General features: G+C 42.4%; 18 protein-coding genes. 12 read left to right on the top strand and 6 right to left on the bottom strand.

Translation table 11 applies throughout. The features are described from left to right. The first annotated feature begins 5 nt into the window (after positions 1 to 5). The 7 genes from DW640_RS01280 (at position 6) to DW640_RS01250 (ending at position 7,453) form a co-directional block, all read left to right on the top strand. Positions 6 to 890 carry a TraB/GumN family protein gene (locus DW640_RS01280; RefSeq protein WP_008759986.1) on the top strand — a complete coding sequence of 295 codons (885 nt, stop codon included), beginning with the start codon at positions 6 to 8 and terminating at the stop codon, positions 888 to 890. After that, entirely contained in the window at positions 890 to 1,531 is a 642-nt protein-coding gene (locus DW640_RS01275; protein ID WP_008759985.1) for an HAD-IA family hydrolase, read from the top strand. The genes DW640_RS01280 and DW640_RS01275 overlap by 1 nt, the downstream gene beginning before the upstream one ends. A gap of 159 nt (positions 1,532 to 1,690) precedes the next feature. Continuing rightward, a complete protein-coding gene (rplU, locus tag DW640_RS01270; protein WP_008759984.1) occupies positions 1,691 to 2,008 on the top strand; it encodes a 50S ribosomal protein L21 in 318 nt (105 codons plus the stop codon). A 21-nt stretch (positions 2,009 to 2,029) separates the two neighbouring features. Continuing rightward, positions 2,030 to 2,299, top strand: a complete 270-nt coding sequence (rpmA, locus tag DW640_RS01265) for a 50S ribosomal protein L27 (protein WP_008759983.1) — start codon at positions 2,030 to 2,032, stop codon at positions 2,297 to 2,299. A 149-nt stretch (positions 2,300 to 2,448) separates the two neighbouring features. Then, positions 2,449 to 3,723, top strand: a complete 1,275-nt coding sequence (serS, locus tag DW640_RS01260) for a serine--tRNA ligase (protein WP_008759982.1) — start codon at positions 2,449 to 2,451, stop codon at positions 3,721 to 3,723. Positions 3,724 to 3,805: 82 nt separating this feature from the next. Next, complete coding sequence (gene gluP, locus DW640_RS01255) at positions 3,806 to 5,017, top strand: glucose/galactose MFS transporter (RefSeq protein ID WP_182014845.1); 1,212 nt, start codon at positions 3,806 to 3,808, stop codon at positions 5,015 to 5,017. Positions 5,018 to 5,161: 144 nt separating this feature from the next. Continuing rightward, positions 5,162 to 7,453 (top strand): bifunctional dihydroorotate dehydrogenase B NAD binding subunit/NADPH-dependent glutamate synthase, encoded by a 2,292-nt coding sequence (locus DW640_RS01250; protein ID WP_008764496.1) that lies wholly within the window; start codon positions 5,162 to 5,164, stop codon positions 7,451 to 7,453. Between the two features lie 73 nt (positions 7,454 to 7,526). On the opposite strand, the gene panD is transcribed toward DW640_RS01250, so the two are convergent. Continuing rightward, positions 7,527 to 7,880 carry an aspartate 1-decarboxylase gene (panD, locus tag DW640_RS01245; RefSeq protein ID WP_008759980.1) on the bottom strand — a complete coding sequence of 118 codons (354 nt, stop codon included), beginning with the start codon at positions 7,878 to 7,880 and terminating at the stop codon, positions 7,527 to 7,529. Positions 7,881 to 7,901: 21 nt separating this feature from the next. Beyond that, complete coding sequence (panC, locus tag DW640_RS01240) at positions 7,902 to 8,750, bottom strand: pantoate--beta-alanine ligase (protein ID WP_117576927.1); 849 nt, start codon at positions 8,748 to 8,750, stop codon at positions 7,902 to 7,904. 142 nt (positions 8,751 to 8,892) lie between these two features. Between panC and DW640_RS01235 the strand changes: the two genes are divergently transcribed. Together DW640_RS01235 and DW640_RS01230 are read left to right on the top strand one after the other, a co-directional pair. Then, entirely contained in the window at positions 8,893 to 9,729 is an 837-nt protein-coding gene (locus DW640_RS01235; protein ID WP_008759978.1) for a glycogen/starch synthase, read from the top strand. 19 nt (positions 9,730 to 9,748) lie between these two features. Next, entirely contained in the window at positions 9,749 to 11,377 is a 1,629-nt protein-coding gene (locus tag DW640_RS01230) for a DUF4270 domain-containing protein (protein WP_008764494.1), read from the top strand. A 144-nt stretch (positions 11,378 to 11,521) separates the two neighbouring features. On the opposite strand, the gene DW640_RS01225 is transcribed toward DW640_RS01230, so the two are convergent. From DW640_RS01225 to DW640_RS01215, 3 genes are read right to left on the bottom strand one after another with little or no spacing between them, the layout of a single operon-like run. Then, on the bottom strand, positions 11,522 to 12,904 hold the full coding sequence (locus tag DW640_RS01225; RefSeq protein WP_008764493.1) for a glycoside hydrolase family 57 protein: 1,383 nt from the start codon (positions 12,902 to 12,904) through the stop codon (positions 11,522 to 11,524). Positions 12,905 to 12,917: 13 nt separating this feature from the next. Then, positions 12,918 to 14,192, bottom strand: coding sequence for a glycosyltransferase family 4 protein (locus DW640_RS01220; protein WP_008759975.1), 1,275 nt, complete (start codon positions 14,190 to 14,192; stop codon positions 12,918 to 12,920). Between the two features lie 17 nt (positions 14,193 to 14,209). Next, positions 14,210 to 16,147 (bottom strand): glycogen debranching enzyme N-terminal domain-containing protein, encoded by a 1,938-nt coding sequence (locus DW640_RS01215; RefSeq protein ID WP_008759974.1) that lies wholly within the window; start codon positions 16,145 to 16,147, stop codon positions 14,210 to 14,212. Between the two features lie 215 nt (positions 16,148 to 16,362). Between DW640_RS01215 and DW640_RS01210 the strand changes: the two genes are divergently transcribed. Further along, the gene (locus DW640_RS01210) at positions 16,363 to 17,031 is read left to right on the top strand and encodes a rhomboid family intramembrane serine protease (protein ID WP_117576925.1); all 669 of its coding nucleotides are present in this window, start codon (positions 16,363 to 16,365) and stop codon (positions 17,029 to 17,031) included. A 7-nt stretch (positions 17,032 to 17,038) separates the two neighbouring features. Here DW640_RS01210 and DW640_RS01205 read toward each other — a convergent pair whose 3' ends face one another. Then, positions 17,039 to 17,638 (bottom strand): MarC family protein, encoded by a 600-nt coding sequence (locus DW640_RS01205; protein ID WP_117577006.1) that lies wholly within the window; start codon positions 17,636 to 17,638, stop codon positions 17,039 to 17,041. A 135-nt stretch (positions 17,639 to 17,773) separates the two neighbouring features. Between DW640_RS01205 and DW640_RS01200 the strand changes: the two genes are divergently transcribed. After that, positions 17,774 to 18,436: a Crp/Fnr family transcriptional regulator gene (locus tag DW640_RS01200; RefSeq protein ID WP_008759971.1), complete on the top strand. Its 663-nt coding sequence runs from the start codon at positions 17,774 to 17,776 to the stop codon at positions 18,434 to 18,436. Between the two features lie 828 nt (positions 18,437 to 19,264). Then, the gene (locus DW640_RS01195; RefSeq protein ID WP_008759970.1) at positions 19,265 to 20,752 is read left to right on the top strand and encodes a hypothetical protein; all 1,488 of its coding nucleotides are present in this window, start codon (positions 19,265 to 19,267) and stop codon (positions 20,750 to 20,752) included. Positions 20,753 to 20,768 lie beyond the last annotated feature (16 nt).

Here is a 20,768-nt window from a genome sequence, read left to right as displayed (position 1 = left end):
GAATCATGAAATCGTTTATTGGAGCAGTCATATTTATCTGCGTAGCGTTAAGCGCAAACGCACAGCTTTTATGGAAAGTATCTGGTAACGGACTTAGCAGCCCTTCATACATTATGGGGACTCACCATCTCGCTCCGTTGAGTGTCAAAGACGGCATTACCGGACTACAGAAAGCGATGGATGAAACACAACAGGTATATGGAGAACTGAAAATGTCGGATATCCAGTCTCCGGCCACCATCCAGAAGATGCAGAAAATGATGATGATAGAAAGCGATACGACTCTGACTACCCTCCTCTCACCGGAAGATTACGAAACCGCTAATAAATTCTGCAAGGAGAACCTGATGATGGACCTCAACATGGCACCCAAAATCAAACCGGCTTTCTTACTGAACAACATAGCAGTAGTGGCGTACATCAAGCACATCGGAAACTATAATCCGCAAGAACAGCTCGATACTTATTTCCAGACTCAGGCAACACAAAAAGGAAAAAAAGTGGATGGACTGGAAACTCCGGATTTCCAGTTTAACCTGCTATACAATGGAATTTCCCTGCAACGCCAAGCCCAACTGCTCATGTGTACCCTCAATAACATCGACAAAGAGGTGGAAAGCCTCAAAAGACTGACAGATGCCTACATGAAACAAGATTTGGAAACCATGTTGAAAATCAACGAAGAGCGTAAAGGAAATCAATGTGATGCACTTCCCACAGAAGAAGATGCCCTAATTTACGACCGCAATAAAACATGGGCACAGAAACTACCGGCTATCATGAAAGCCGCTCCTACCTTCGTTGCAGTCGGCGCTTTGCACCTGCCGGGTAATAAAGGCTTATTAAGCTTACTGAAAAAACAGGGATATACAGTAGAAGCAGTAAAATAATGAATTATAAAACTTATTTATTCGATTTCGACTATACACTAGCCGATTCATCACGGGGTATCGTTACTTGTTTCAGAAATGTACTTAATCGTCACCAATATACGAATGTCACTGACGAAGCGATCAAACGTACCATTGGTAAAACATTGGAAGAATCTTTCAGCATACTGACCGGAGTCACCGACTGGGAACAGCTCACCGCTTTTCGACAAGAGTACAGACTGGAAGCGGATGTTCACATGAACGTGAATACCCGCCTTTTTCCTGATACACTCTCTACTCTGAAAGAACTAAAAGAGCGAGGTGCCCGCATCGGCATTATCTCTACTAAATACCGTTTCCGTATACTTAGTTTTCTGGATGAGTATCTGCCGGAAAACTTTCTCGACATAGTGGTAGGCGGAGAAGATGTACAAGCTGCCAAGCCTTCACCGGAAGGAATAAAATTCGCTCTCGAACACTTGGGCAGGACTCCGCAAGAAACCTTATACATCGGAGACAGTACTGTGGATGCCGAAACAGCACAAAATGCGGGAGTAGATTTTGCAGGTGTCCTTAATGGAATGACTACCGCTGACGAACTCAGAGCATATCCCCACCGGTTTATTATGGAGAATTTATCCGGTTTGCTATATATCTGATTATCTTCTGTTACAACAGCAAAAAAATAAAGGAAATATTTGTCTGAAACAAATAAAAGAAGTACTTTTGTGCCCGATTATTCCGCAACGGGTTCGATAAAGAGCTCTTTAAGTGATTAAAGACCACCCGCCGGAGCTAACTTATACATTATATATAAGATGTACGCAATTGTAGAAATTAACGGTCAGCAATTTAAAGCAGAAGCTGGTCAGAAACTGTTCGTTCACCACATTGAAGGTGCAGAAAACGGTTCAACTGTAGAATTTGAAAAAGTTCTTTTAGTAGACAAAGACGGAAACGTAACTGTAGGTGCTCCGACTGTAGAAGGTGCTAAAGTTGTTTGCCAGGTTATTTCAAACTTGGTTAAAGGTGACAAAGTTCTTGTATTCCACAAGAAAAGAAGAAAAGGTTACAGAAAACTGAACGGTCACCGTCAGCAGTTCACAGAGTTAACAATCACAGAAGTAGTAGCTTAATCATTTAAAAAGTAAGAAGAAATGGCACATAAAAAAGGTGTCGGTAGTTCTAAGAACGGCCGCGAATCACATAGCAAAAGATTAGGCGTTAAGATATTTGGTGGTGAAGCTTGCAAAGCAGGTAATATTATCATTCGTCAAAGAGGTACTGAATTCCATCCGGGTGAAAACATCGGAATGGGTAAAGACCACACTCTTTTCGCTTTAGTAGATGGTACAGTTAAATTTAAAGTAGGTAGAGAAGACAGAAGATATGTTTCTATCATCCCTGCTGAAGCAACAGAAGCATAACCTGTACAACTGAAAATATTCAAGAAAAGGAGATGTAATCCAAAGGATTGCATCTCCTTTCTTTTTTTATGCAGATTTTCATTGCTCGCTTATTCGTTTTTTCTTTATCTTTGTAGCCTTAATAAAGAAAGTTCATAAAAAGTATAGATATGCTTACCATTAAACAAATTACAGAAAATACAGAAGCGGTACTCCGCGGACTGGAAAAGAAGCATTTCAAGAATGCAAAAGAGACGATTGACGAAGTCATCGCCCTCAACGACAAGAGACGTACTACGCAAAACCTATTAGATAAGAACCTGGCAGAGGTTAATTCACTTTCCCGCACGATCGGTCAGCTGATGAAAGAAGGAAAGAAAGAAGAAGCCGAAGCTGCACGTGCACGTGTTGCCGAACTGAAAGAAAGCAACAAAGCGCTGGACGCTACCATGACACAGGCTGCTACAGACATGCAGAATGTACTTTATACGATCCCCAACATTCCTTATGACAGCGTACCCGAAGGCGTAGGTGCCGAAGACAATGTCGTAGAAAAGATGGGAGGCATGGAAACAGAACTTCCCAAAGATGCACTGCCTCACTGGGAACTGGCTAAAAAATACGATTTAATCGATTTCGACCTAGGTGTAAAGATTACAGGTGCGGGCTTCCCCGTATACAAAGGAAAAGGTGCCCAACTGCAACGTGCCCTGATCAACTTCTTCCTGGACGAAGCACGCAAATCCGGATATACTGAAATCATGCCGCCGACAGTAGTCAATGCCGCTTCAGGTTATGGTACAGGCCAGCTTCCCGACAAAGAAGGACAGATGTATCATTGCGAAGTAGATGATCTCTATCTGATCCCGACAGCCGAAGTACCTGTCACTAACATCTACCGTGATGTTATCCTGGAAGAAAAACAGTTGCCGATTATGAACTGCGCATACACACAATGTTTCCGTCGCGAAGCCGGTTCTTACGGTAAAGACGTACGCGGGCTGAACCGTCTGCACGAATTCTCCAAAGTAGAATTAGTGCGTATCGACAAGCCGGAACATTCTAAAGAATCCCACCAGCAAATGCTTGACCACGTAGAAGGCCTGTTGCAGAAACTGGAACTTCCATACCGTATACTCCGCCTTTGTGGTGGTGATATGAGCTTTACTGCTGCGCTTTGTTTCGACTTCGAAGTATACTCCGAAGCACAGAAACGCTGGCTGGAAGTAAGTTCCGTATCTAACTTCGACACTTACCAGGCCAACCGGCTGAAATGCCGCTACCGTAGTGCAGAAAAGAAAACAGAACTCTGCCATACGTTAAATGGATCAGCACTGGCACTACCACGTATCGTCGCCGCTTTATTGGAAAACAATCAAACCCCCGAAGGAATTAGAATTCCTAAAGCATTGGTTCCATACTGCGGTTTCGACATGATAGACTAAGAAACTTTCTACTCCTGTAAGGATGAGATATCTCTGCCCCTTACAGGAGTTTCCTTTATTAACCTTTAACACATTTACCCCCATGACAAAAAACACAAAAAGTTTCGTATTGCCATTGGCATTCATTGGCGTTATGTTCTTTTCACTGGGCTTCGCCCTTGGTATCAACTCAGTATTAGTCCCCGTATTGAAGGGATCACTGGAAATCAGTTCGGCCGAATCATATCTGATCATTGCCGCCACTTTCATCCCGTTCCTTATTTTTGGTTATCCGGCAAGCCTTACAATCAAAAAAATCGGATACAAACGAACAATGGTCCTTTCATTCCTTATGTTTGCCATAGCCTTCGGACTTTTCATACCATCGGCAAGTTATGAAAGTTTTCCTCTGTTTTTATTGGCTTCCTTTATCAGCGGAAGTGCCAACGCTTATCTGCAAGCTGCCGTAAACCCGTATATCACGATTCTGGGACCGATAGACAGTGCTGCCAAACGTATCAGCATTATGGGTATATGCAACAAACTCGCATGGCCGATTCCTCCTTTATTCCTGGCTTTCCTAATCGGAAAAGAAGTGACCGATATTACAGTAGCTGACCTGTTTCTGCCATTCTACGTTATTATCGCCGCATTCATCGCACTAGGTATTATCGCATACATGGCTCCCCTACCGGAAGTCAAAGCCGTCGGTGAAGACGACAGCGAAGAGGCAGCCGAAGCCTGTCCGTACGCCGCAAAGAAAACCTCCATCTGGCAATTCCCGCATTTATTATTAGGATGTCTTGCTCTCTTCTTATATGTAGGTGTAGAAACCGTATCACTGGGTACATTAGTAGATTATGCCACCAGCCTTCATTTGGAAAATGCAGCAATGTATGCCTGGATTGCTCCGATAGGCATTGTGATCGGTTACATCTGCGGCATCATCTTCATCCCTAAATATATGAGCCAGGCTACAGCACTGAAGATTTGTTCAGTGCTGGCTATCATCGGTTCCGTACTAGTAGTACTTACACCTGCCGATATATCCATCTATTTCATCTCATTTATGGCATTGGGATGTTCTTTAATGTGGCCTGCCCTATGGCCTTTGGCTATGGCAGATTTAGGAAAGTTCACCAAATCCGGTTCATCTCTTCTGATCATGGCAATGGCAGGCGGTGCTGTTATTCCGACCTTATTTGGCTATCTGAAAGACATTTCCGATATTCAGAAAGCATATTGGATTTGCCTTCCCTGCTTCCTGTTTATTCTATATTATGGGGTAGCCGGATACAAAATCAGAACGAAATAAATAAAGATATTCACATGGATATGGAAAGTCACTCATCAAAAGAGTGACTTTTCTTTTTATATTTCGTAAATAAGCCGTATCTTTGCCGAAATTTATAACATTCTGATAGCAGTTACGTAATAATACCAACAAATTAATTAGATAATGAACAAAATCATTAGCAAAGAACGCTTTTCTGAGAAAGTGTTTAAACTTGAAATTGAAGCTCCTTTAATTGCTAAATCCCGCAAAGCCGGCCACTTCGTCATTGTACGTGTAGGCGACAAGGGAGAACGTATGCCTCTGACGATTGCCGGTTCTGATTTGAAGAAAGGCACCATCACTCTGGTGATACAGGAAGTCGGGCTCTCCTCTACCCGTCTTTGTGAATTGAACGAAGGTGATTATATCACTGATGTAGTAGGTCCGCTCGGACAAGCTACTCATATTGAGAATTTCGGAACAGTTGTTTGTGCTGGTGGTGGTGTAGGTGTTGCTCCGATGCTTCCTATCGTACAGGCTTTGAAAGCTGCCGGAAACAGAGTGATCACTGTATTGGCAGGACGTAACAAAGACCTTATCATTCTGGAAAAAGAAATGCGCGAAAGCTCCGATGAGGTGATTATTATGACGGACGATGGCTCTTACGGGCGTAAAGGTCTGGTAACCGAAGGCGTGGAAGAAGTCATCAAACGTGAAAAGGTAGATAAATGCTTCGCCATCGGCCCTGCTATCATGATGAAGTTCGTTTGTCTGCTGACAAAGAAATATGAGATTCCTACCGACGTTTCATTAAATACCATCATGGTAGACGGAACCGGCATGTGTGGTGCTTGCCGTATCACGGTAGGAGGAAAAACGAAGTTCGTTTGTGTTGACGGTCCCGAATTCGACGGTCATCAGGTGGACTTTGATGAAATGCTGAAACGTATGGGTGCGTTCAAAAAAATTGAGCGTGAAGAGATGAACAAACTCCAGCCCGAATGTGAAGCAACGAAAGAGATAGATGAGAAAAGCCGCAACGCAGCCTGGAGACAGGAACTGCGCAAATCGATGAAACCGAAAGAACGTACAGCTATTCCACGTGTCGAGATGAACGAACTCGATGCCGAATACCGTTCACATAGCCGCAAGGAAGAAGTAAACCAGGGTCTGACCGCTGAGCAAGCAGTTACAGAAGCCAAGCGTTGTCTGGACTGCGCTAACCCTGGATGTATGGAAGGGTGTCCGGTAGGCATCGACATTCCGCGCTTCATTAAGAACATTGAGCGTGGCGAATTCCTCGAAGCAGCCAAAACACTGAAAGAGACAAGTGCGCTTCCGGCAGTATGCGGTCGTGTCTGCCCACAGGAAAAGCAATGCGAATCCAAATGTATACACTTGAAGATGAATGAAAAACCGGTAGCTATCGGTTATCTGGAACGCTTCGCTGCTGACTTCGAACGTGAAAGCGGACAAATTTCAGTACCTGTCATTGCCGAAAAGAACGGCATCAAAGTGGCGGTGATCGGTTCGGGTCCTGCCGGATTATCATTCGCAGGTGATATGGCAAAATACGGTTATGATGTAACAGTATTCGAGGCACTCCACGAAATCGGCGGTGTATTAAAATATGGTATTCCGGAATTCCGTCTGCCAAACAAGATTGTAGATGTAGAAATAGACAACCTCGTTAAAATGGGCGTTACTTTCATCAAAGACTGCATTGTAGGAAAAACAATCAGTGTGGAAGATTTGAAGGAAGAAGGTTTTAAAGGAATATTTGTCGCTTCTGGTGCCGGTTTGCCTAACTTTATGAATATACCGGGCGAAAACTCGATCAATATCATGTCTTCCAACGAATACCTCACTCGTGTCAATCTAATGGATGCTGCGAGCGAAGACTCTGACACTCCGGTAGCTTTCGGCAAAAATGTGGCTGTCATCGGTGGTGGTAATACTGCTATGGACTCTGTCCGTACAGCCAAACGCCTGGGTGCTGAACGTGCTATGATCATCTACCGCCGTTCGGAAGAAGAAATGCCTGCACGTATCGAGGAAGTGAAGCATGCCAAAGAAGAAGGAGTCGAATTCCTGACATTGCACAATCCGATTGAATATATTGCCGACGAACAAGGTTGCGTGAAACAGGTCATTCTCCAGAAGATGGAATTAGGAGAGCCGGATGCTTCCGGACGTCGCAGTCCTGTAGCCATTCCGGGAGCTACGGAAACAATCGATATCGATCTGGCCATCGTCAGTGTCGGTGTATCTCCGAACCCGATTGTTCCGAGTTCCATTAAAGGACTGGAATTAGGACGCAAAGGAACCATTGCCGTAGATGACAACATGGAATCATCTATTCCGATGATCTATGCCGGCGGAGACATTGTGCGCGGAGGAGCTACCGTAATCCTTGCCATGGGAGATGGCCGTAAAGCCGCCGCTGCCATGAATGAACAACTGCAAAGCAAGTAAAAGGACAAGCTTATTATAACAGAAAGCCCCGTCTGCTGAATGCAAACGGGGTTTTCTTATCACAAGATACTTCTTACTTCACTACGCTATTCGTCGCAGGGTCCGGGAAAATCACGGTCGGTTTAAACGACTTCGCTTCCTCAAAATCCATCAATGCATACGACATGATAATCACAATATCATCCGGTTGCACCTTGCGGGCGGCAGCACCGTTCAGACAAATCTTACCGGAACCGCGTTCACCTTTGATAATGTAGGTTTCAAAGCGTTCGCCATTGTTGTTATCAGCGATGTACACTTTTTCTCCCGGAATCATGTTGGCAGCATCCAGCAGGTCTTCGTCAATCGTGATACTACCCATGTAGTTCAAATTTGCCTCTGTGACACGTGCACAATGAATTTTCGACTTCAACACTTCAATCATCATAAGGTTTCGTCTTTTTTTAATTTAGATTTCTTTATACTTGATATTATCAATCAGTCTGACCTCTCCGCAGAACACTGTGATACAGCCTACTACATACAGAGAATCCTCCCAACTGCTTACCTTTTGCAGCGTGTTTCCGTCAACGATTTCAAAATACTCCAAACGCAATCCCGGAGCATCCTCTATCGCTTCTTCTACCATCTTCTGCGTCTCACTCACTGTATGAGATGCTGCAAAGGTACGACTTTTAAATAATGTCTGAGAAATATTTAAAGCATTTTCACGTTCTTGTGCTGATAAACGTTTATTCCGACTGCTCAGAGCCAATCCGTCTTCTTCACGAACGATAGGACAACCTACAATTTCCAGTTTATAATCCATCTGACGAACCATCTCCCGAATAATCGCCAGTTGCTGGAAATCTTTCTCTCCGAAATAAGCACGATCCGGTTGCACCGCGTCAAACAACTTGCTGACAATCTGGCAAACTCCGTTGAAATGTCCCGGACGGAAAGCCCCTTCCATCACCGTATCCAACGGAGCATAGCTGAATTCACGCGTATCCGGCTGCGGATACATCTCTTCTACCGAAGGAGCAAAGGCAAATGCTGCCTCGCAATCTTCCAACAAGCGGCAGTCAGCATCCAATGTACGCGGATACTTTGCTAAATCGTTTTTATCGTTAAACTGAGTGGGATTTACAAAAACACTCACTACTGTTACACCATTCTCACTTACGCTGCGCTTTACCAGTGATGCGTGTCCTGCATGTAAAGCACCCATTGTGGGTACCAGTCCTACCTTCTTACCCTGGGCTCTCAGTGCCGTCAATTCGGCCTGTAAGTCCTTGATAGTGTGTATTACTTTCATTTTTGTTAATTGGTTTATGTTTTGGTCGTTTGCAAAAACTCTGCAAAATAAACTAATATTTGCCACATAAAGAAAGAATATGGTATTTAAAGTTCCTTTTTTTTGCTATCTTTGCAGAATATTATAGTGAACTATTGTTATTATGACAAAGGCGAATAAAGTTTTATTTATTACTCAAGAGATTACACCTTACGTTTCAGAATCCGAAATGGCCAATATAGGTAGAAACCTTCCACAGGCAATACAAGAAAAAGGCCGTGAAATCAGGACATTTATGCCTAAATGGGGAAACATTAACGAACGCAGAAATCAACTGCATGAAGTAATTCGCCTCTCCGGTATGAACCTGATCATCGACGATACTGATCACCCCCTTATTATAAAAGTTGCTTCTATTCAATCCGCACGTATGCAGGTATATTTCATCGATAATGATGATTATTTCCAGAATCGCTTGCAGACAGCGGACGAAAATGGTGTGGAATACGATGACAACGACAGTCGTGCTATCTTTTATGCACGCGGTGTGCTGGAAACAGTGAAGAAGCTTCGCTGGTGTCCCGACGTTATCCACTGTCACGGATGGATGACGGCATTGGCTCCTCTTTATATTAAGAAGGCCTACAAGGACGAACCATCGTTCCGTGATGCCAAAGTTGTATTCTCGGTATATGAAGATGATTTCAAGAATACGCTCAGTGAGGACTTTGCAACCAAACTGATGTTGAAAGGCATCACCAAGAAGGATTTGGCTGGTTTGAAGGAACCGGTAGACTATGCGGCACTTTGTAAACTTGCCGTTGATTATTCTGACGGAATCATACAAAACAGCGCAAAGGTAGACGAATCAATCATTGAGTACGCCCGCCAATCAGGCAAACTGGTACTTGATTATCAGGATCCGGAAAACTACGCAAACGCTTGCAACGAATTCTACGATCAGGTATGGGAAACCACTACAAATAAAGAAGAAGAATAAAAATCTAGATACGACAATCATGAAAGCAAAATATGCCTTGATAGCTTTACTGGCAATCACATTTTTCGGATGCGATGATAATACAGGCGGACTGGGATTAGGAATGTTCCCGGGCAATGACCAAAATATCAAAGGAAAGTTATCCACGTTTGATGTAACTACTGAATCTGTTAAGACAGGTGACATTTATGCGAAAACTAACATCGGTTATATTGGCAAATTCACTGATGAAACATTTGGCACTTATCAGGCTGGATTCTTGGCTCAGCTAAATTGTCCGGATGGACTAACTTTTCCTGAACCATACAAAGAAGTTACAGATGCAAGTGGTAATGTTATTTCAGCCACAGGAAGAATGGTTGTCGATGATAAAGATCCAGAAAATAAAGATGTTACTTTTATAAAAGACGGAAATCAAATCATAGGAAACATACGTGCAGTCGAACTCTACCTGTGGTATGACAGCTACTTTGGAGACTCATTGACAGCTTGTAGATTAAGTGTATATGAACTGGGAGGCAATGGGAAAGAGACATTAAATCTTGATAATGCTTACTATACCGATATTAACCCTGAGGATTTTTACGATAGTCAGAATATATTAGGAACCAAAGCATATACAGCCGTAGATCTTTCAGTAAAAGATTCTATTCGTAACCTAAGCACATATGTTCCAAGTGTGCATATTGCTTTCAAAGAGGATATAGCAACAAGAGTAGGTGGAAATATTTTAACTGCGGCAAGAAAAGCTAAAAATGCTGATAAGGAATTCAATAGCCAATTATTCAGAGAAGCTTTTCAAGGAATCTACGTTAAGAGCGACTATGGTGATGGAACTGTACTCTATATAGATCAGCCACAAATGAATGTAGTATACAAATGCTATGCAACAGATTCTATTACCGGAAAAAAATTACAGAAGAAAGACGGAAGTGGTAAGGACTCTACTTATTACTCTTATCGTGTGTTTGCTACAACTCGTGAAGTAATCCAAGCCAATCAATTAAAGAATGATCCCGAAAGGATAGATGCATTAATTAAGGAAGATAAAAACACTTATTTAAAGAGTCCGGCAGGTATTTTCACCGAAGCTACACTACCCATTTCAGATATACAAAATGAATTGACAGGCGATACCTTAAATGCAGTAAAACTGACATTCACTAATTACAATCAAACAGGTGATAAGAAGTTTGGTATGGCTATACCATCTACTGTAATGCTTGTACGTAAGAAATTCCAGGATAGCTTCTTTAAAGACAATAAGCTGAGCGATGGTGTATCTTCTTATCTAACTTCACACACAAGTAGCACGAACCAATATGTATTCAGCAACATCACCAAATTGGTAAATGCTTGTATTGCAGAAAAGGAAGAGGCTAAAAAGAATGCTGGTAGTTCATGGGATGAAACTAAATGGTTACAAGAAAACCCTGATTGGAACAAAGTAGTCCTTATACCTGTACTTGTGACTTATGACTCTTCAAATACTACAACTGGTCAAGCTAATATTATTAGAATACAACATGATTTAAAACCAGGTTATGTACGGCTGAAAGGTGGAAGTCTAGGCAAAACAAATCCTGATTACAAGTTGAAACTTGAAGTTATTTCTACAGACTTCGGATTAACAACTAAGTCAAACTAAAAAGATATATAAAATAAACAGCGCGGGTTACTTCGGTAATTCGCGCTGTTTTTTTATATGTACCTGTACCTTCCAATATATAAAAAACAACCGTGAGGTGATTCCCATCTCCCCACGGTTACAACCAGTTAATTTATTATTATCTTATTCTTCTTTCTTTGCAGTAGCTTTCTTACGAGTAGCTTTAGCTACCGGTTCTTTTTTCGCAGCTACTTTCTTGGGAGCTTTTACAGCTCCTTTTTCAGCTTTTGCCTGCCATTTGGTTACTTCCTTTTGCAGTTCGGCTATCTCCTCACCCTGATTCTTAATAGTAGTCAGCAGAGAGTTGAGCTCTTCATTATCTACGTCAACAGGATACAGTGAATCTACTCGTTTGATAAAGTCGCCCAAGATATTCATGTAGTTAGTGAAGGCATCGTAAGGAGAGTCATAAATACCACGGTTCAGCCAGATACCTGTATTCTTGGTAGTCATGAAACGGAAATTGTTGCTGGCTTGCAGATAATCCCAGTCCTGCTTGATACGACGGTCGTCACACAGATGAACACGTTCTGCTACGCTATACAACTTGTTGAAAGCCTCACGTTGCAGGATATTACCCAGCCAACTGCTTGTATCTCTTTCTTCGTCCACCCATGACATTGGGTAAGGAACATCCAGCTGAGATACAGATTTCAATTTAGATACAATCTCTGTCGGAGTAGAGAACGTGATACCCTTTGATTTAGCACATTCGGGCAATGCTTTCAGGAATTCCAGGATATTGGAAGAAAGCGGCTGAGCCATACCCAATGCACTTAATTCCATAAAGATATTAATCACTTGCTCTTCTTGTGGCAACGCATCAATCCAGTTAATATACTTATCAGCAAATAATGGATATTCCGGCCATTCCGAATTGGAGAAACGCAATCCTATATCATCAGAAAGTTTAAAGTCTCTCAACAGCAATTTGAGACTCGGAGCCTGATTGCAGTGATATACATAGTGCGGGCTCTTCCATCCCAATACATGTTTTGCACCTTCCGTCAGCATTCCCTTAAAGCCCATAGAAGCTACCAGTCCACCGATTTCATCTGAATAAATCAAGCTGGAATTGCGGAACACCTTCGGTTCTTTGCCAAACATCTGTTTCATTTTATCACGCTGGCGAAGCACTTCTTCACGGAAGCAGTCTTCATTAGCCAGAGATGACAAGCCGTGTGAATAAGGTTCGCAAAGGAACTCACAACAACCGGTATCATTCAACTGATGCAGCAAGTCAATCACCGCCGGAGCATGAATTTCAAGTTGCTCCAATGCCACACCGGAAATAGAAAGCGCCACTTTGAAAGCTCCTCCCGAGTTTTTCACCATCTCGATCAACGTGCTGAGAGCAGGTATATAAGATCGTTCGGCAACCTCATTCATACCGGTTTCATTTGCATAGTCATCATAGTAATAATGATCGGTGCCGATATCGAAAAAACGGTAGCGTTTCAAGTGTATAATCTGATGTATTTCGAAATAAAGACAGATCGTTCTCATAGTCTATATCATTTTATTGTTTACCATAATTTTTAATAACCTCATCATAGATACCGCGAACTTTATATCCCACGTTCTCCCATTTAATCTCATCCACTTCTTTCTTACCCTCTTCTTTCAGGTACTCGTACATAGCCGGGTAAGTACAGATAGAATAAATGGCATCCGCCATAGCGTGAATATCCCAGTAGTCCGTTTTAATACATTTATCCAAAATTTCGGCACAGCCGGATTGCTTGGATATAATGGAAGGTACACTACATTGCATAGCCTCCAACGGAGAGATACCGAATGGCTCAGATACAGAAGGCATAATGTATACATCACTGGCTTTCAGCACTTCGTACACCTGCTTTCCCTTCATAAAACCGGGGAAATGGAAACGGTCCGCAATACCGCGTTCGGCTACCAGACGAATCATCTGATCCATCATATCACCACTACCGGCCATTACGAAACGGACATTGCGCGTACGGTGCAATACCATTGCTGCAGCCTCTACAAAGTATTCCGGTCCTTTCTGCATGGTAATACGTCCCAGGAAAGTAACGACCTTTTCGCTCGGATTCTTTTGAGGAACAATATCCTGTATCTCTTGTGACAAAGGAGAAACGGCATTATGCACAGTAGACACCTTCTTCGGGTCCTGGAAATACTTATGGATCACAGTCTGACGGGTCAGTTCGCTCACACACATGATGTGGTCGGCATTGTCCATACCATTCTTCTCAATGGCATACACTGTCGGATTGACATTGCCGCGACTACGGTCGAAATCAGTAGCATGCACATGGATCACCAATGGCTTACCAGATACTTGCTTGGCATGTATCCCTGCCGGATAAGTCAGCCAGTCATGAGAATGAATGATATCAAACTCCTGCTGACGTGCTACCACCCCGGCAACGATCGAATAGTTATTGATCTCTTCGTGCAGGTTGTCCGGATAACGTCCGGAGAACTCGATGCATCCCAGATCATTCGTATTGAGATAGTTGAAGTCGGCATAGATATGATCGCGCAAGTCATAGAACAATTGCGGATCCATATAACTGCCTACGCGTCCTTTCACATAGTCCCAACCGACATTTTTCCACACTACCGGCGTGCTGTTCATGCCGATAATTCTTAAAAAGCTCTGATCTTCGTCTCCCCATGGTTTGGGAATACAGAATGTAATCTCCAGATCATCCTGCTGAGACATTCCTTTTGTCAGACCATAACTGGCAGTCCCTAACCCTCCTAAGATATGCGGGGGGAACTCCCATCCAAACATTAAAACTTTCATTTTCGTTCCTCCTCTTTTTAATAATACTTAGACAGTAGCTTTAGAATACGCAGTACTTCGGCGACATTCATGGCAAACGATACAGCTCCGCGTCCTTTAAAAGGCGGATTACCATCGAAAAGTTCAGGCAACGAACTGATACAATGAATTGTCAGTTCATCTTCGAGACCAATAAGCTGGCGTTCAATGAACGACAGACCACTCATCTTATAAATTCGCAAATAGGCTTCCATATAGAATCCCATCAGCCAAGGCCAGGCTGTGCCTTGGTGGTAAGCGTAGTCACGCTGTATCTGAGGACCAACATAGTTAGGGTTATAGCCCCCGCTCTTCGGACTCAAGGTACGGAGTCCCTTGGGGGTGAGCAACTCTTTGGTTGCGATGTCGAGCACTTGCTTCTTTTGTGCCCGGTCCAACGGAGAATAATCGAATGCTACGGCGAATATCATGTTGGGGCGTACGCTCCAGTCCATCATATTTCCGTCTACATAGTCAAGTAAATATCCATATTCGTTGCGGAACACTTCGATAAATGATTTTCCCGTCACTTCCGCCTGTGCGTCAAGCGCATCGGCCAAAAGAACGTTTCCATCTTCACGAACCAGATCGGCAACGAAACGAAGCGCATTATACCACAAAGCATTAAATTCTACGATATATCCCGTACGGGGAATCACCGGATGTCCGTTTACGGTGGAGTTCATCCACGTAATCGCCTTATCGGTGCCATTGGCATAAAGCAGACCGTTTTCATGCAGGAAGAGGTTCTCATGTTTCCGCTGACGGATAAATTCGATGATATCTTTCAGCAGTTCGCCATATTTCTGACGGCATTGTTCGCGAGAGGTCTCCTTGGCATACTGTTGCAAAGCCCATACGGCCCAAAGCAGTACATCCGGATGCTCCATCTCGTAAATCTTGTATCCTGCCGGCTCATCATTGATGAAGCTTCGAATCGCTTTTTCCGCTGTCTTCATCACATCTTCAAACTGATCCACCTCGTCCAGCGCAAGTGTCAGTCCCGGCAAGGATATAAACATATCGCGGGCACGGCACTTGAACCACGGGTAACCGGCAAGGATATAATGTTCTCCTTCCTGCTGGTTGTGGAACTGATGGGCTGAGTTTTTCAGACAGTGATAGAAGCTATCGCGAGGCGTACGGTCAGCCACTTCGGCTTCGAACGTCTGCTTCAGTCTGCGCGGAGTCACTTCGGAAGTACCCGCAGAGAAAACGATGCTTTCTCCTTTCTTTATATCCACTTCAAAATATCCCGGAACATAGAGGTCTTCATTGAAGTCGTAGCCTCGCTCTTGTTCTTTCGGATATTCGAATCCACGATACCAGTCGGGCTGGAAATGGAACTCACAAGCCTTGTTCAACTGCATGAACAGTTCCGGATAACCGGGATACATACAAGTCTTGATACCATTTTCCACAAGCTGATAATCGCGGCTTGCCTGCGCATTCTCGTGAGTGTACTCTCGCACGCTCCGGAAAGCGAGGAACGGTCGGAAGCGCAAAGTCGTCGCCGAATGTGCGTCCAACAAAGTATAACGAATCAGGATTCTGTTTTCATGATGTACAAAGATTTTTTCTTTGCGTAACACTACTCCTCCAACACGGTAAGTTGTCGCCGGGATATGCTCACAATCGAATTCACGGATATACTTATGTCCATTCGGACTAAAGTTGTTTCCCTGATATTTATGCAACCCCAAGTTAAACTCAGCACCATGTTGAATTACCGTTTCATCAAGAGAAGATAGCAGCACATGATTTTCATCGTCGATATTGGGAACAGGAATTACCAACAGTCCGTGATATTTGCGTGTGTTACAATCAACAATCGTTGTACAATGATAAGCTCCTGCTTTGTTCGTCCGGAGAATCTCCCTTTGGAGACTTTCTTCCAGATTCGTCATGAGGGTCTTGTCAAATCGTAAATAACTCATAGTTGTGCATTATTTAAAGGTTAATTATTGGTCACTATATTCCTTATATATATCTATTGCTGTTCTGTATATATACCAGCCTGAGCATTGTATATATAGGTATAATGCCCAAATGTACAAATTCTAGATAAAAACAAAAATAAAAAGGCTTTTTATTTTCAGTTTTTGTGCAAATATTCGTAGTATTGCGTAAAATATCTAAAGAATAGAAAGTAATGAAGCGAGATATTCAGCGTATCATGCTGGCTACAGCGGTGCCGTTGTTCCTAATTTTTATCCTATTTCTGCTAAAGATCGTTGAAGTCGGCATGGACTGGGACTTCTCTCACATGGGAATATACCCTCTGGAAAAGCGAGGAATAACGGGTATTCTGACTCATCCGCTGATACACAGCGGGTTCAGCCATTTGCTGGCCAATACGTTGCCGCTATTTTTTTTATCATGGTGCTTGTTCTATTTCTACAGGGGGATAGCCGGACGTATTTTTATGATCATCTGGATCGGAGCCGGACTGCTGACCTTCATTATCGGCAAACCGGGATGGCACATCGGTGCCAGCGGACTGATTTACGGACTTGCCTTCTTTCTTTTTTTCAGTGGTATCCTGCGGAAATATGTTCCTCTGATTGCCATCTCACTGCTTGTCACCTTTTTGTATGGAGGAATCATCTGGCATATGTTCCCCTACTTCTCTCCCGCCAATATGTCGTGGGAAGGACATCTCAGCGGGGGTATCATGGGAACACTCTGTGCATTCGGTTTCTTGAACCACGGGCCTCAACGACCAGAACCTTTTGCGGACGAAACGGATGAAGAAGAAGAATCTCCGGAAGAAGATATCAACGATCACAATACAACCGACTCTACGGATATTACCTCATAAATCCCGGTTACGACTTATGCAATGCCTCAATCAATAAAGTGATATTAGCAGTAAACAACCTTACTGAGATAGCGAGCAGGATGATACCGAAAAACTTACGGATGATGTAGATTCCCCCTTTTCCGAGGAAACGTTCCACACGTCCGGTCATGCTTACTACAAAGTAGACCCATAGCATATTCAGTATCAAGGCAATGATTATGTTAACACTGGCATATTCGGCACGAAGCGAAAGAAGCGTAGTAAAAGCTCCGGCCCCTGCCAGCAGCGGGAAGACAAGCGGAACGAGTGTCGCTTCCTTTATCGGCCCCTGATTTTTGAAGATTTCTATATCCAGAATCATTTCCAGAGACATAAGAAAAATAACGAATGCGCCCGCCACGGCGAATGATTCGATATCTACATGAAAAAGTTTCAGCATCATATCACCCGCGTAGAAGAAGCCTATCAGTAAAGCAAAGGAGATGACAGTAGCCTTTGTTGCATTCACATCTTTCCCCTTTTCCTTCAGGTTAATAATAATAGGTATAGAACCGATAATATCTATTACTGCAAAAAGTACGATAAACGCACTGACCATTTGCTGCCAATTAAAACCCGTGAACATAATTCCTCCTTTTTTTTGCAAATATACTCTATTTTTATGCATTCAAACAATAAAAAAAACAAAAAGAAAGGGGATATGTGGATAGCAGTGTTGTATTATGAGTAAATTTGTACGATTAATAAGAGATTACAACGTATGGAAACAATGTTCGATACTTTGCTCCAATTACCTTTATTTCAGGGGCTTTGTCATGAAGATTTCACTAGTATTCTGGATAAAGTCAAGCTGCACTTTATCAAACATAAAGCTGGGGAAACCATCATAAAGAGTGGTAATCCCTGTACCCAGCTTTGTTTTCTGTTGAAAGGTGAGATTTCTATTGTCACCAATGCAAAAGAAAACATTTATACGGTCATCGAACAAATCGAAGCTCCCTATCTGATAGAACCTCAGTCTTTATTCGGTATGAATACCAACTATGCTTCTTCTTATGTGGCACATACGGAAGTGCATACTGTTTGTATCAGCAAAGCATTCGTACTCAGTGATCTGTTCAGATATGATATTTTCCGCCTCAACTATATGAATATCGTCAGCAACCGGGCGCAAAATCTCTATTCCCGTTTATGGGATGAACCCACGCTGGATTTAAAAAGCAAAATTATCCGTTTCTTTCTGTCACATTGCGAAAAACCGCAAGGGGAAAAGACTTTCAAAGTAAAGATGGACGATTTGGCGCGTTGTTTGGATGATACTCGATTAAATATTTCTAAAACACTGAATGAACTACAGGATAATGGTTTAATCGAGTTGCACAGAAAAGAGATTCTGATTCCGGATGCTCAAAAACTACTTTAAGAGATTGACAGTTTGGGTAGAACAATCTAATATATATAAGGTAGAAAAAAGTCAAAAGAACAGTCTTCTAATTATTTTCAAAGGAAAAATCGACCTAATTATTTAAATTAATTGCATTACTTTTCATCCTGGAGAGCAATAGAGACCTTATGCCAAATTGAATAATTTTGAAGAAGTCGTAATAGGACTTGGTATTTTTATACCCCAAAGTATATTTTTTACTGTTTCCATAGGCTATTCAAAGGTTATTAAGTGCATGTACTATTCTAAGTCGGTGTAAAGTTATTAATAAAATCGAAAAATACAATATCTTTTTTATTTTAATTATCGACAAACACCATTTTTTTAGAATCTCAATTCTACTATATAGTTCATAAATTGTCATCCGAAGCATTCATCAACCAATTAATCAATTATATATAAGACACTTATATACACACATACCAAGTCCTATTACGACTTAGCCCCAATTAATCAATATGATTACAACCTTAAATTAACATTTATGAAAACTCTTAGCAACAGCCCTCCGCCTTTCAAAATCGGAGAATTTGATCTCATTCTTTACTTTTATTTCAGCACAGATCAGAATAGGTATAATATGTATTCTGAGTTCATTATCAACTTCAATACCCCCAATTTAAGAAGATGAATAATAGCAGTCAAACACACCCATATATTTTCAAACTTACTCATACATACAAAAACAAACGTATACCCCTTGTATGCATACCCTAGTTCTACCCACATAGTAGACACACAAGAGTAGGTTTCCCTATCACTTTTTTTTAACCAATCTAATTATTAACCTTTTATCACAGAAAAACAATGCGAAAAAGAAGAGTTTATTGGACGCTGTTCATTACAGCTTTCGCGTGGTTAGCTTCCTGTTCAGATGACGACATCAATGGAAGCAGCGGGTTCAACCCAAACCAGCCTATTGAGATTACAGAATTTTATCCTGATTCCGGAGGTATAGCCACTCCGATGATCATCGAAGGCCGCAACTTCGGTACAGACACCACTGGCATGAAAGTCTATTTTGAAGATGTAGACGGGATCAGACATCCTGCCGGATTAGTCAGCAGTAACGGTAGCAGAATCTATGCATTTGTTCCCAAAGGACTCACCTTCAAAAGAGAGATGAATATTCTTGTAGAAAGAAGAACGCCCGACGGTCAAGAATACATAGGCAAAGCACCAGACCAATTCCTATACAAGACACAAACCAGTGTTAGTACGGTAGCAGGACTTGCATCACCGGACAATAATATAAACACCGTTGGTGGTGACCTTGCCACATGTACTTTCTCCTCTCCTTTCTATCTCTGTATAGACGGTGAAGACAATATATTTGTGGTAGACCGTAAAGGAGACAGTGGAAAAGACAAACAACCAAACACAACCTGCCGTAATGAAAAAGGTGAAGGCGTAAACGGAAACATTTCAATGATTTCCATCGCCAGCAATTCTTCCATTGTATTAAAATATGGAACTGCATATATTAATGCACCGGCTTATTCTGATGAAAAAGATGCTGAAGCTGTTTACATTCCGGATGATGCCGGCATGAAATATTATGATATGCAAAAACTTCTAAATTATGTTCCCCGATATAGAACAGTCTTGAAATCAGAAGAACTCAGCACCGTAGACGAAAACAACTGGAAGCATTGCTTTGTAATCAACAAGCTGGATCATATGATCTATACGGTCATGTGGAAAGGGCAATTGGTTCGAATCAATCCTAAAAACCGTACAGCAGAAATTTTGCTAAAGAAAATATCTAATGTAGCAACAGGCGACGGCGGCAAAGCAGGAAGTGACTCCTATATCGCATTCAGCCCTATTAAAGGAGAAGAAAACGTACTCTATGTATCTCTTGCAGATTTTCACCAGATTTGGAGAGTGGACGTATCCAAGATCACTCCGGAAGATAAAGACACTTATAACGGAGAATCATACGCAGGAAAAGCAATCTACGAAGGAGTTATGAACGGGAAGGGCTGGGAAGACGGCTTGCTGAAGAACGCCAAATTCAGACACCCGCGCCAGATTTGTTTCACCGACGACGGAAAAATGTACATTGCTGACAGTGGTAATTCCTGCATCCGCGTAATAGATACTACTATGCCGAAAGAAAGAGCAGCCGTAACCACACCTATCGGTCTGCCGGGAGCGGAAGGTTATAAGGATGGAGGTCCGGAAATTGCCAAATTCCACTTCCCTTGCGGAGTAGCAGTCAACAGTGATGGAACTATTGTATATGTAGCCGACACACAGAACAAAGTGATTCGTAAATTATCCATTGAATAACCTTATACAAAATACA

The organism is Bacteroides sp. AM23-12 (assembly GCF_003434395.1).
In the GTDB taxonomy this organism is placed as follows: domain Bacteria; phylum Bacteroidota; class Bacteroidia; order Bacteroidales; family Bacteroidaceae; genus Bacteroides; species Bacteroides thetaiotaomicron.
This window is presented reverse-complemented; position numbering and strand designations above follow the sequence as displayed.